Origin of the sequence: Lysinibacillus sp. NPDC056959 (assembly GCF_042674095.1) — a bacterium.
Lineage (GTDB): Bacteria > Bacillota > Bacilli > Bacillales_A > Planococcaceae > Lysinibacillus > Lysinibacillus zambalensis.
Genome location: NZ_JBHURE010000001.1, coordinates 16,697 through 30,076, shown reverse-complemented (window position 1 = coordinate 30,076; position 13,380 = coordinate 16,697). Strand labels below are relative to the sequence as shown.

Here is a 13,380-nt window from a genome sequence, read left to right as displayed (position 1 = left end):
CGCTTTTGCGCATTTTTCTTAGCTTGGTTGTGTGTAAGCTACTGTCATATTTACCATGAAAATAGGCATATATACAATAAGTGCCTTTATTTATCAGCAATAAAATTTCTACTAATAATAATTCAAATTGGTGAAAAACAGTTAGGTGATGAATTGGAATAGGGAGATGATAGAGCATGGTTGATACTCACAATCATTTATTATACGGAGTTGACGATGGACCACAACAACTTTCAGAGTCATTGCAATTACTAGAAAATGCTGTGATGCAAGGTATAACAGCCATTATTACGACCCCTCATGCCAAGCACCCCATGTACGATGTGCCATATGAAAATGTATTACATCAAGTACATACTTTACAGCTAGAAATAGAAAAAAGAGCATGGCCAATCAAACTATTTCCTGGACATGAAGTGCGCATCAATGAAAATATTTTAAAGTCAATCACAACTAAACAGCTTCATACGTTAGCAAACTCAAACTACCTATTACTGGAATTACCTTCGGAAACAATCCCTTTCTATTGCAAGGAAATTATTAGGTTATTAGTTGCATCGGGTATTACACCGATTATTGCGCATCCTGAGCGAAATGGAGCTATTCGACAAAACGTAGCGCTCCTTGAACAATTCATTCGTGATGGGGCATTAGCACAAATTACGGCAGGTAGCATTGCGGGGCATTTTGGCAAAAAAATTCAACAATTTGCAATGGATTTAATAGAAGCAAGACTTGTTCATACGTATGGTTCAGATGTCCATAATATATCTACAAGACCATTGCTTTTTGAAGCTGGGTTAGATTACTTGGAGAAAATGAAACAGCTGGATATGGTCGACCTTTTTCTTGAAAACAATGAACGTATTTTAGAAAATAAGCAGCTATTAATTGCGGAACCAATCGTAATAAGTGAAAGAAAATGGTGGCATCTTTTCACAAAATAACATACGAAATGAAGCTATAGTGAGGGTGATGAAAGTGCGGTTTTTTATACTAACAATATGTATGAGTGTATTACTACTCACCAGTGCATTATCTTATGAAATATCTATACTAATTTACTTTACTGTCTTTTTTTCCATCTTTCCGATCATCCTTTTTATTTATAATCGCAGCGCAAATATTCGCAGGATGTATGTGAGCGATTTATTTTTCTATTTATTTATTATTTGTGGGCTAATAAGTGCTTTAGCCAATTCTGATATGGAATCACTTATGAATATTGTATGTATGCTTACGATGTATATAGGGTTATCGATTATATACAACTCTTTTCAAACAGCTACTTTACATGTGCTAGCTATTAGTATTTGTCTCTCACATCTCATTATTTTACTCTTATCTTTTTTCATGAATCGAGTTGTTTTCAACGCATTTGCGGGGATTTATAGCAACCCGAACATGATGGGATTGGCCATGACATTATTAGCAGTCGTATTACTAGCTGGGACTATTCAATATTTTCAAGTTGTTAAGAACAAGGTTCCTATCGTAGGTCTAGTAAGCCTATTCTTTTTTGTTTTTTATATTATTTTACTAACTCAAAGTAGAACGGCTGCCATCACGGTACTAATCGCTGTCATAATGAGTATGGTCTTGTTAGCTAGTCAAAACGCTTCAAGTATTAGAAAAGTGGGCGCACTCGTAACGGTTCTATTTGTACTAAGTGTGGCATTCATTTTTAGTCTAAGTAAAATTCCGATACTAAACGAAGCGGTTCAAAAAATTGTAGGGAAATTTCAGCGGAAATCGGCTGATCTATCTGATGGACGAATGGCTATTTGGCAAAACATCATAAAAGATTCCACATTATTTGGCCATGGAGAAAATTATCATGTTGGACAATTGGACGCACATAATACCTTTATCGCCTTATTAGCTGAGTATGGTTGGTTGGCCGTTACATTTTTTCTACTATTCGTAGCAGCATTAGTATGGAACGCATTTTCTTTTGCTAAAAAACAAGTTAAGTATACGAACATGCTACAACTATTACCATTTTTAATACTTATAACCTATATTTTACTTTCAATGACGGAAATTATTATTTATACAACACCGATAATGATTGTTTTATTTGTTCTTTCCGGAAATTCATTTACCCATCATAAACTCGCACTCAATAGTTCAAATATGAATAAAGCGTGAAATTAATAGACAGACCATTATAAATGAAAATTAGCAGTTGTAAGAAGGGGGAATCATCTATTTGAAGATTGGATTTGTCAACAACGGAAAATCATTTTTACCAGAAATCTCAGCCTATGTAGCATATTTAAATCAGCAGGATAATATAGAAGCCATCACCATTTTAACAGCGGAGATAAATGAAATTCCAAAAACTAATATAGATTTAATATGGAAATTTCCTGGTTTAGATATAAAAAAACATTCAAGAGAGACAAAGATTATTCATGAATATAATTCGTTATCAACTGGTCATTTTCCGATGTTGAAAAATTTTGTAAAAAAGACTTGTAATGTTAAACCACATGGTCGCGTATTTTTGAATGAACTTGTGGAAAAGGATTTTAAGATAAAGGACAATGTTCCCAAAATTCATCGAGATATGGGAATATCAAAAGACTTTTTCATCAAAACATCAAAAAAAGAGTACGACTTTGTATACGTCGGCGCAATGGGAACTGAAAGAGGTACCGCTGATGCGCTAAAGCCCTTTACGACAACTTTAAAGGATAACACGATTTTATTAATAGGAAATCCAACAAATGAATTATATAAATCTTTCAAAGACTATAAAAATATTATCTTTTCAGGATCACTTCCTTATCATGAAGTTCCTCTTCTAGCGTCAAAGGCTGAATACGGGCTGAATTATATGCCTGATGTGTACCCTTTCAATTTACAAGCTTCAACTAAGCTCCTTGAGTACTGCGCATTAGATTTGAAAATTGTTACGACCGATTATCCTTGGGTCAACAATTTTGAACGGAAAACACAGGGACACTTTTTTAAATTACACCGAAATTTATCAAATTTTACGATGGCAAACTTAAATAACTTTGAATTTGTGACACCAGATGTTAGTTATTTAGAGTGGAGCCTATTGTTAGATAGGGTAAAACTGTTGGAGTTTATTAAGTTAGTAATGAAATAGTTTGATATGTGATATGCCGTTAATTTATTTGGATAACAGAAAGGAAATTGTATAATGATTCCTAAAAAAATTCACTTCTGTTGGTTTGGCGAAAATCCGTATCCGCAGGTAGTTGAAGCGTGTATTGCCTCCTGGCAAAAATTAATGCCTGACTATGAACTAATTGAATGGAATGAAAAATCATTTGATATTCAATCCATTCAATTTGTACAAGAAGCCTACGAATCTAAAAAATATGCTTATGTAGCTGATTATGTAAGGTTATATGCACTATATACACAAGGTGGCATTTACTTGGATTCAGATGTAGAAGTTGTGCAATCGTTAAACCCTTTTTTATCTCATCAAGCATTTACTGGCGGAGAAAATAGTGATACATGTGTAACCGGTACAATGGGGGCTGTAAAGGGGCATCCATGGATTAAGTTACTGCTAGATTATTATGAAGATAAAAGCTTCTATACGGAACAAGGTCAACAAACAAATACTGTTATCATTACAGATCTAACGAGAGAAAAATATGGATTTACAGAGTCCAACCAACATAGGCGATTGGATGACGACCTACACATATACCCATTTGAATATTTCTGTGCAAAGGACTTCGAATCAGGAACGATTAACCGAACTGTTAATACTTTTACGATCCATCACTTTAATGGTTCATGGTTGTCAGAGCAACAAAAAAAACGGCATAAAAAAGTAATGCGGTATAAATATGCTATCAACAAATTATTTGGACCGAATGCTTTTGATCAGTTAAATAAAACACGTAAAAAATTAAATGGTATCAAGATTTTCGAGTAAAAATGTAATCCATAAAAGGACAAGTGGAGGCAAGGTGGACTAATGAAGGAAATTCGGATGGGTGCTATTCTCTCTTACTTATCTATTGTTTGTACGTTTATAGTAGCAATTGTGTTTACCCCTATTATGATTCGAATACTTGGTCAAGAAGAATACGGATTATACACATTAATTACAGTTTTTGTTGGATATTTAACAATATTAGATTTTGGTTTAGGGAATGCAATTATTCGTTATATTTCTAATAATCGAGTAGTCGGGGATAAGGAGATGGAAGCTAGATTAAATGGCTTTTTTCTGCGACTTTTTTCGATTATAGGTGTGTTTACACTTGCCATCGGTTGTTTTGTTTATTTCCAAGTCGAGACAATTTTTGGACAAAGCTTATCTTCATTGCAAATCGAAAAGGCAAAAGTAATGGTAATGGTGATGACCGTAAGCTTTGCCTTACAATTTCCATTAAGTGTTTTCTCTTCAATACTTCAAGCCTATGAAAAATTCATACTAATTAAGTTAACTTCATTTATAAAAGTAATAGTACAACCGTTACTGATGCTGTTTTTCTTGTTACAAGATGCTGATGCAGTGGGGATGGTTTATATTGTAGCTAGCTTAAATGTATGTGTATTAATAATAAATTCTATTATTTGTTTGAAAACTTTAAAAGTACGATTTATCTTTTCTGGTTATAATCCAGGCCTTATAAAAGAAATATTCGTCTATTCATTTTTTTTGTTTGTGACAGTCATAGTGGATAAAATTTATTGGCAAACTGACCAAGTATTACTAGGGATTATGAAAGGAACAGAAGATGTAGCCATTTATGCAATTGCTATACAATTTATTATGATTTTTATGGCACTAGCACTTGCCATAAGTGATTTGTATTTGCCAAAGATTTCAATGTTGGTGACACAAGCAGATGGTCTAATGGAGATTAATCGCTTATTTGTCAATGTTGGCGCCATTCAGCTAATGATTCTTGGATATGTACTAAGTGGCTTTTTTTTATTTGGTAAAACTTTTATCTCATTATGGATAGGTGATGAATATTTAATTGTCTATCCGATCGTACTAATCATCATGTTGCCTTTCTCAGTCGATTTAATTCAAAATATAGGTCTGAGTGTGTTAAAGGCAAAAAACATGTTTAAGTTTCGAACGGTATTGTTAATTACACTTGCTAGCACAAATTTTATTCTATCTATTCCTGCCATCTATTTTTTCGGGGTTATTGGAACAGCAATCATAACTGCGGTATCGTTATTTATTGGAAATGCATGTATTATGAATGTTTACTATGCAAAAAAAATACAACTGAATATTAAAAGATTTTGGTTACGCATTAGTAAGCTTTTCGTATCTATTGTTATTGCGTCCCTTTTAATGCAAGTTATTATAATTGTTTTCCCACTTTCGAATACTTGGTACATTCTAGGACTGTATATTGCCTTATACAGTATGATTTTCGGTATATCTTTGTTCATATTTGGAATTTCTACTTCTGATAGAAAATACTTAATTGGAAAAATGAAAATGCTCAGCCTAGCTGGAGGGGTGAAATTTTGGGGTCAGAAATCCTCGTAACTGTTATTATACCGGTATATAACGCAGCACCGTATTTAAAGAAATGTCTAGCAAGTATTTGCCAACAAACGTTAAAGCCAATCGAAATTATTGCGATTAATGACGGCAGTACTGACGATTCTCTTTCTATTTTACATCAATTTGCCTTACAGGATCAGCGAATAATCATTCATAATAAATCAAATGGTGGGGTTAGTCATGCAAGAAATATAGGGATTAACGAGGCTAGAGGTCAATACGTTACGTTTGTCGATGCGGATGATTGGATAGAGCCATCTATGGTGGAACAATTATATAGCGCAATTCAAGAAACAGAAACAGAAACTGAAATAGCTAAATGTGACGTATTTGTAGATGGAAAAAATGATGGTAATCGTCTGAACTATCCGTCGACTGCAAATGCACTTTTTGACCCTCAGAAATGTTTGCATTTATTATTTACTGAATTTCATGAAAAACATTTCGGTTTTGCTTGCTGCAAATTGTATTCTAAAGCCTTTCTTGATCAATTTGGAATTCGATTTGAAGAGGATATGAATTTTTCTGAAGATGTTTTATTCATAACAAAAGCGATCATAAAGAGTACGACAATTTGTTATGTGCCTCAGCAACTTTATCATTACAATGTGTTGCCACAGCAATCATTAACGAGAAGCTACCGTAAGAATGAGCGAGAAAAATATGATGTAATCTATGAACGTATTCGTGAGACATTAGTAGCTGAAAATATTTTTACATCCATTGAAACTAGCTTTAATGGATATGTATTTTCAGGTTTAGTAAATTTAACACTTCATTTGCAGGGTTCCCCATATAAGGGGCTCCATTTATTAAAAGAGATTAAAGAAGAAATAGTCAGTTTTGTTGATGACTACCCTCATGTTCTCGAGTTAAATCCAATAAAATTTTCATTGAAAAAGAAGCTCTATTATCAGCTGTTGAAAAAAAATGCTGTATCTACGCTAGCCTTTATCATTTTTTTATCGATGAGGAAAAAATGAATTACTTGTTGTATTAGGAATAACATAGGACATAAATTTATATAATAAATATATAATTGAGTATTTCATTTTACTAGCTACTATAACAATTAACTATGAATATCACACTCCATTACACAAATTTAGATAGTTTAGGGGAAGGAGATATATTCGATGGAGAATTCTATTCAAGTAAAGGCGATAGTAAAAATCTTACGAAAACGTATACTTCTTATTCTTTCGATAATCGTAATCGCGATGGCATTGGCTGCTTATGTTAGCTACTATGTCATCACACCCGAATATCAGGCTGAAACTCAAATATTAATCAATCAAAAAAATACGGATCAACAACAAATGTATACGGGTGCGTATTCAATTGAGACAGATTTACAATTAATAAATACGTATAATGTCATTATAAAAAGCCCAGCTATTCTATCAAAAGTAATTGAAGAGTTGAAATTAGAATTATCTCCCGAACAATTAGCAGAAAAAATTACAGTCAATAATGAAAGCCAATCACAAGTAGTTTCTATAAAGATTCTTGATGAAAAACCAGCACGTGCGGTGGAGATTGCCAATACGATAATAGATGTCTTTAAAGAAGATATTCAAAAACTGATGAACGTAGATAATATCAATGTCCTTTCAGTAGCTAAATTAGCTGATGACCCACAACCAGTGAAACCGAAAAAAATTCTAAATATTGCGATTTCCGGTTTTCTTGGACTACTTTTAGGAACAGGTATTGCATTTAGTGTAGAATTTTTCGATTCAACAATAAAGACAGAGCAAGAAATTGAAGAACTATTAAATTTACCGGTATTAGGATTCGTAAGTTCAATAAAAGAAGGCAGAGGATCTATCTCTACTAGAAGAGGGTGACGAGTCACATAATGTTTAAAATGAAAAATAAAAAAAAGAAAGCATTAGCGATGATGCAACGGAAACTATTGACTAACGTACACACAACTTCTATCATTTCTGAGCAGTTTCGAACAATTAGAACAAATTTAAAATTTGCACTCCCTAATTTATCGTGTAAAACAATTTTAGTGACATCATCTATCCCTGGTGAAGGAAAGACAACGAATGCAGCAAATATTGCAATCGTTTTTGCTCAAGAAGGTAAAAAAGTTTTATTAGTGGATGCTGATATGCGAAGACCTGCTATCCACTATACATTTGAATTGCTTAATAATTCAGGTCTATCAAGTGTATTGATACAAAATGACACGTTGAGCGAAGCGATACAAGAAACGTTTATAGAAGGATTATTTGTCCTCACTAGTGGACCAATCCCACCTAATCCTGTAGAGCTTCTTGCTTCAGAGATGATGGATACGTTAATAGAAAAAATGATAGCTTATTATGATGTAATTATCTTCGATACGCCGCCTGTTAATTCTGTGACCGATGCACAAATTTTGGCGAATAAAACAGATGGTGCACTACTTATTGTTAATACAGGAGTAGTAGAGAAATCTAGTGTTGTCAAAGCAAAAAATTCCTTACTAGTAGCACAAGCAAAAATATTAGGCGTTGTTATGAATAACTATGCTCTGCCCAAAGAACAATATAAGAGCCAGTATTATCATACAAGAAAATAGAAAACAGCAACATCCGCCTGACAAGTACCTAATAGCTTGTCAGGTTTTTTTATAGACAATCAGAAAGAGTATCAGCGCCTACATCTTCAAGCCTATTATAAAAAGCGTCTGTTAAATACGCTAGACGGACATAATTTTGCGTTTGTCTTTGAATTGGTGGTAAAATATAAGGTGCTAATTAATGAAAGTGTGGTTATGAAAATGAAAGTTTTATTTATTGGGGATATTGTAGGTTCAATCGGCCGAGATGCAGTGGAAAAGTATTTACCACGCTTAAAGAAAAAATATAACACAGACGTTGTTATTGCCAATGGTGAAAACGCAGCGGCAGGACGTGGAATTACACGTAATATTTATAATGACCTATTGCAAATGGGTGTAGATGTTATTACGATGGGCAATCACACTTGGGATAATAAAGATATTTTTGATTTTATAGATGATGCAGATTATTTAATACGCCCTGCAAACTTTTCAAGTGATGCACCAGGTAAAGGTATGGTGCAAATTTCAAAAAACAGTGTAACACTATCTGTTATTAATTTACACGGTCGAGTGTTTTTACCTCCTCATGAGGATCCATTTGCGATGGCAGAGAAATTAATCGAAGAAGCGCATAAAACGTCACCGCTTGTATTCGTGGATTTTCATGCAGAAGCGACAAGTGAAAAAATTGCACTTGGATGGCATTTAGATGGAAAGGCTTCGGCAGTAGTTGGTACACATACACATGTGCAAACAGCTGATGCACGAATTTATCCAAATGGAACAGCCTATATTACGGACGTTGGTATGACAGGTCCATACGATGAAATTTTAGGGATGACGAAGGAAAGTGTCATTTATAGATTCCAAACAAACATGCCATCTCGTTTTGAAGTGCCTAAAAAAGGACGCGATGTGTTAAGTGGTTTCTTTGTAGACATTGATGATAAAACAGGAAAAGCTCGTCATTGTGAGCGAGTGTATATAAACGAAGATTATCCGTTCCAAGCATAAGAAGAGAAACTATTGTGTATGTAAAAAATGCACAATAGTTTTTTGTTTTGAAAATTTGTTAATTCAATGAAATTAAAGCATCATAATAAAATATGACTCTTCGGAAAAACGAGGGGGTGATTTCCGCTCCGCTTTCGCGCAGAGCTTCCTGGGGGCGTCCGATGAGCCGCTTGGGCCAACATGATGTTTTTTTGCGCGAGAGCGTAGTGCTAACGTAGCGACAGCGGCATGATGTTGATCACGAAGGCGTTATCACAAGATGTGATGCTTTTAGCCTCAGTTCCTCTATTGCTAATCCTCAAGGAGTCGCCCAGTCTCCGCTACAATCAACCTCTTCATTTAGCATGTATTTTCTGGCATGTTAATCTAATTTATAGGGATAAAATCAAGCTTCAACAAGATGCGTTATTTGTGCGAAAGCGAAGCGACAGCAACGACATATATACAATCATCTTAACTGTTTTAAGTTTCTATTCTGAAGAGAGTAACCATTAAGGTTCACTTTTAAAATACTTAAATTTTATAAAAGTTCTACACTATTGTTAATTGCAGTGGAAAGCTACTCGACTCCCGTGGGATAGCGAGACAGGCGAGACCCTGCACTGAGCGAATATTTTCCGTGCGAAAGCGAAGCGACAGCAACGTTGCGGAGGAAGCGGCTCGACGCTCGCCCACAGGAAAGCGAGTAGCCTGGAACGGAAATCATTTTACGTTTTGCTAAGGAGCCCTAACTTATTTATTATGGCGCCTTTATTTCAATGACTAAGTAATTTTCTCGCGGTAATTATCAGTCTTTTTGGATTGTTTTGATATATAAGAAATGAAAATAGTCTATTTCGTTCTCGTCGAGCATAAAATGACCTATCGACAATAACTTGAGGTCCAAAAGGGGGACATGAGTTGTTGAGCGTAAACACTATTCGCGAAACGGGGAGGAATAATTGTGGATTCATTAAAAGTATCATCACGCTCTAATCCAAATTCAGTTGCAGGTGCATTAGTCGCGGTAATCAGAGAAAAAGGGCAAGCAGAAATGCAGGCAGTTGGGGCAGGGGCACTTAACCAAGCCGTGAAAGCAGTGGCCATTGCACGCGGATTTGTAGCGCCAAGTGGCACAGATTTAATTTGCGCACCGGCGTTTGCCGATATTTTAATTGCTGGTGAGGAACGTACAGCCTTAAAGCTTCTTGTGGAAAAACGTAATCGATAAAATGTAATGAAGTAAAATGCCTTGCACATAATAAGCTGCAAGGCATTTTTTCGTTTATATAGAAATAAGGATATGAGGAAGAGAATGCCTCGTGCTCTACATACTAACATGTTAAATGTCACTTGAAATCAGTAAGTTAATTTTTTAAACTTAATTGATTTGAAAATTACAACTTTATGAACCCATTTTCAGTCAAAGGTCTGATTTTCGGTTAAATCGTGGAATAACAATAGTGCAGACCGTTTCTTCGTGTTAAACTTATGAAGGAAAAATAATAGCATACACATTGGATCTAAGGAGTTGTTGACATGTTACATCAGCTTTCATGGAAAGTCGGTGGGCAACAGGGTGAAGGGATTGAAAGTACAGGCGAAATTTTCTCAATGGCAATGAATCGTTTAGGTTACTTCCTATACGGTTATCGTCATTTCTCTTCTCGAATCAAAGGTGGCCATACGAATAATAAAATTACAGTTCGTCCAACAGAAGTACGTTCTATTGCGGATGATTTAGATATTTTAGTAGCGTTCGACCAAGAAACAATCGACGTCAATTATAAAGAACTAACAGAAACAGGCATTATTTTAGCGGATTCAAAATTTGATCCAGTGAAGCCAGAAGATTCAAAGGCGCCATTATTTGCGGTACCGTTTACAGAAATTGCAGCAGAGCTAGGTACTTCGTTAATGAAAAATATGGTGGCCATTGGGGCAACTGCATCATTGCTAAATTTAGATAATGCAGTATTCCAAAATGTTGTAGACGATATTTTTGGCAGAAAAGGTGAAGAAGTAGTTCAAAAAAATATGGAGGCCATTGCACGAGGCCGCCAAATTATGAGTGAGCTTTTAGGCAATCGTGTAGGTGATTGGGCTTTAGCACCAGCAGACGGTAAACGCCGTATGTTCATGATCGGAAACGATGCAGTAGCACTTGGTGCACTTGCGGCTGGGACACGCTTTATGGCAGCCTACCCAATTACACCAGCTTCTGAGATTATGGAATACCTTATTAAAAAATTACCGAAATTCGGTGGTGCGGTTATTCAAACAGAAGACGAAATTGCTGCAGCGACAATGGCAATTGGTGCAAACTTTGGTGGTGTTCGTTCCTTTACAGCTTCTGCTGGCCCTGGTCTTTCATTAATGATGGAAGCACTTGGTCTTTCAGGTATGACGGAGCAGCCGCTAGTTGTTGTTGATACACAACGTGGTGGTCCATCAACAGGGTTACCAACAAAACAAGAGCAATCAGATTTAATGGCGATGTTATATGGTACGCATGGTGAAATTCCAAAAGTAGTAATTGCACCTTCTACAATGGAGGAAGCATTCTTTGACACAATCCAAGCGTTTAATATTGCAGAGGAATTACAATTACCAGTTATTTTAATGACTGACTTGCAATTATCTCTAGGTAAACAATCTGTAGAGCCATTCGATTACAATAAAATTGAAATTCGTCGCGGTAAAATTGTTACAGGCGACATTGAAGAAGCGGCTGATAAAGCATACTTCAAACGTTATGAAGATACGGAAGACGGTATTTCGCCGCGTGTGCTACCTGGTACGTTAAACGGTATTCACCATGTAACAGGGGTTGAACACGATGAAACAGGTAAACCATCTGAAGCAACTGGAAACCGTCAAGTACAAATGGATAAACGTTTCCGTAAGCTAGCAGCATTGAAATTTGATAATCCAGTACATTCTAATGCGCCACACGAAGAAGCCGATATTTTATTAGTGGGCTTTAACTCAACACGTGGAGCAATTGAAGAAGTACAAGAACGATTGAATGCTCAAGGTATGAAGGTGAACCATGCACATATCCGTTTAATTCACCCATTCCCATCTGCAGAGGTGGCACCACTTGTAGCAAAAGCGAAAAAAGTAATCGTTGTAGAAAATAACTACACAGGTCAATTAGCAAATATTATGAAGATGAATGTTGGTGGTCACGATAAAATCGAGACTATTACAAAATATGATGGTACACCATTCTTGCCAGGTGAATTAGAAAATCGTGTGAAGGAGTTGACTCGCTAATGGCAACATTTAAGGATTTTCGTAATACAGTGAAACCAAACTGGTGCCCAGGCTGTGGTGACTTCTCTGTTCAAGCAGCGATTCAGCGCGCCGCGGCAAACGTTGGTATTGAACCAAACGAATTAGCTGTTATCTCTGGGATTGGCTGTTCTGGTCGTATTTCAGGCTACATTAATTCTTACGGTTTCCACGGTATTCATGGTCGTGCATTACCAATTGCACAAGGCTTGAAAATGGCTAACCGTGATTTAAACGTTATCGCTTCTGGTGGTGACGGCGATGGATTTGCAATTGGTATGGGTCATACAATTCATGCTATCCGTCGTAATATTGACATCACATACGTTGTTATGGATAACCAAATTTATGGTTTAACAAAAGGGCAAACATCTCCACGTTCTGCTGCAGGATTTATTACAAAATCTACGCCAGGTGGTGCGATTGAGCCTTCATTAAAACCATTAGAAGTAGCTTTAACAAGTGGAGCTACATTTGTCGCACAAGGTTTCTCAACAGATATTAAAGAGTTAACAGCTTTAATTGAAGCAGGTATTAATCATAAAGGCTTCTCATTCATCAACGTATTCTCACCTTGTGTTACGTATAACAAAGTGAACACGTACGATTGGTTTAAAGAGAACTTAACGAAGCTAGCTGATATCGAAGGCTATGATAATTCTGACCGTGGTACCGCAATGCGTACAGTGATGGAGCATGAAGGTTTAGTAACAGGTATTATTTATCAAGATACTGAAACAGCTTCATATCAAGAAAAAGTACCAGGCTATTCAGAGCTACCATTAACTGATATCGATATTAAAATGAGCGAAAATGATTTTAATGATTTAGTGAAAGAATTTATGTAAATTAAATATTATATAGCATGATAAAAAGCATTTGGGATGTCCTCATTCCAAATGCTTTTTGTGTTTTTGCTAGACTGTTATGTCAATGGAATTAAGATGACTTATAAATAAATATGGCTCTTCTGCAAAGCGAGGGGTAGATTTCCGTT

At 35.7% G+C, this 13,380-nt stretch carries 12 protein-coding genes; all 12 read left to right on the top strand.

Annotated features, from left to right (window positions below):
* Positions 1-176: 176 nt before the first annotated feature.
* On the top strand, positions 177-947 hold the full coding sequence (locus ACFTQ7_RS00140) for a tyrosine-protein phosphatase (protein ID WP_386826767.1): 771 nt from the start codon (positions 177-179) through the stop codon (positions 945-947).
* 193 nt (positions 948-1,140) lie between these two features.
* Positions 1,141-2,151 carry an O-antigen ligase family protein gene (locus tag ACFTQ7_RS00135; RefSeq protein ID WP_386826766.1) on the top strand — a complete coding sequence of 337 codons (1,011 nt, stop codon included), beginning with the start codon at positions 1,141-1,143 and terminating at the stop codon, positions 2,149-2,151.
* Positions 2,152-2,212: 61 nt separating this feature from the next.
* Positions 2,213-3,121, top strand: a complete 909-nt coding sequence (locus ACFTQ7_RS00130; protein ID WP_386826765.1) for a hypothetical protein — start codon at positions 2,213-2,215, stop codon at positions 3,119-3,121.
* 54 nt (positions 3,122-3,175) lie between these two features.
* A complete protein-coding gene (locus tag ACFTQ7_RS00125; protein WP_386826764.1) occupies positions 3,176-3,928 on the top strand; it encodes a glycosyltransferase family 32 protein in 753 nt (250 codons plus the stop codon).
* A 42-nt stretch (positions 3,929-3,970) separates the two neighbouring features.
* Positions 3,971-5,515: an oligosaccharide flippase family protein gene (locus tag ACFTQ7_RS00120; RefSeq protein WP_386826763.1), complete on the top strand. Its 1,545-nt coding sequence runs from the start codon at positions 3,971-3,973 to the stop codon at positions 5,513-5,515.
* Positions 5,494-6,516, top strand: coding sequence for a glycosyltransferase family 2 protein (locus tag ACFTQ7_RS00115; RefSeq protein ID WP_386826762.1), 1,023 nt, complete (start codon positions 5,494-5,496; stop codon positions 6,514-6,516). The genes ACFTQ7_RS00120 and ACFTQ7_RS00115 overlap by 22 nt, the downstream gene beginning before the upstream one ends.
* A 153-nt stretch (positions 6,517-6,669) precedes the next feature.
* Positions 6,670-7,383 carry a YveK family protein gene (locus tag ACFTQ7_RS00110; RefSeq protein ID WP_386826761.1) on the top strand — a complete coding sequence of 238 codons (714 nt, stop codon included), beginning with the start codon at positions 6,670-6,672 and terminating at the stop codon, positions 7,381-7,383.
* Between the two features lie 11 nt (positions 7,384-7,394).
* Positions 7,395-8,108, top strand: coding sequence for a CpsD/CapB family tyrosine-protein kinase (locus ACFTQ7_RS00105; RefSeq protein WP_386826760.1), 714 nt, complete (start codon positions 7,395-7,397; stop codon positions 8,106-8,108).
* Between the two features lie 201 nt (positions 8,109-8,309).
* On the top strand, positions 8,310-9,107 hold the full coding sequence (locus ACFTQ7_RS00100) for a TIGR00282 family metallophosphoesterase (protein ID WP_386826759.1): 798 nt from the start codon (positions 8,310-8,312) through the stop codon (positions 9,105-9,107).
* Between the two features lie 943 nt (positions 9,108-10,050).
* Positions 10,051-10,317, top strand: coding sequence for a stage V sporulation protein S (locus ACFTQ7_RS00095; RefSeq protein WP_008178903.1), 267 nt, complete (start codon positions 10,051-10,053; stop codon positions 10,315-10,317).
* Positions 10,318-10,625: 308 nt separating this feature from the next.
* Positions 10,626-12,365, top strand: a complete 1,740-nt coding sequence (locus ACFTQ7_RS00090) for a 2-oxoacid:acceptor oxidoreductase subunit alpha (RefSeq protein WP_386826758.1) — start codon at positions 10,626-10,628, stop codon at positions 12,363-12,365.
* Positions 12,365-13,231: a 2-oxoacid:ferredoxin oxidoreductase subunit beta gene (locus ACFTQ7_RS00085; RefSeq protein WP_386826757.1), complete on the top strand. Its 867-nt coding sequence runs from the start codon at positions 12,365-12,367 to the stop codon at positions 13,229-13,231. The genes ACFTQ7_RS00090 and ACFTQ7_RS00085 overlap by 1 nt, the downstream gene beginning before the upstream one ends.
* Positions 13,232-13,380: the final 149 nt, after the last annotated feature.

Bases quoted from the DNA above. Each gene is read 5' to 3' on its own strand.
- ACFTQ7_RS00085 (WP_386826757.1), top strand. From the start codon at position 12,365: ATGGCAACATTTAAGGATTTTCGTAATACAGTGAAACCAAACTGGTGC.
- ACFTQ7_RS00120 (WP_386826763.1), top strand. From the start codon at position 3,971: ATGAAGGAAATTCGGATGGGTGCTATTCTCTCTTACTTATCTATTGTT.
- ACFTQ7_RS00090 (WP_386826758.1), top strand. From the start codon at position 10,626: ATGTTACATCAGCTTTCATGGAAAGTCGGTGGGCAACAGGGTGAAGGG.
- ACFTQ7_RS00125 (WP_386826764.1), top strand. From the start codon at position 3,176: ATGATTCCTAAAAAAATTCACTTCTGTTGGTTTGGCGAAAATCCGTAT.
- ACFTQ7_RS00100 (WP_386826759.1), top strand. From the start codon at position 8,310: ATGAAAGTTTTATTTATTGGGGATATTGTAGGTTCAATCGGCCGAGAT.
- ACFTQ7_RS00140 (WP_386826767.1), top strand. From the start codon at position 177: ATGGTTGATACTCACAATCATTTATTATACGGAGTTGACGATGGACCA.
- ACFTQ7_RS00105 (WP_386826760.1), top strand. From the start codon at position 7,395: ATGTTTAAAATGAAAAATAAAAAAAAGAAAGCATTAGCGATGATGCAA.
- ACFTQ7_RS00110 (WP_386826761.1), top strand. From the start codon at position 6,670: ATGGAGAATTCTATTCAAGTAAAGGCGATAGTAAAAATCTTACGAAAA.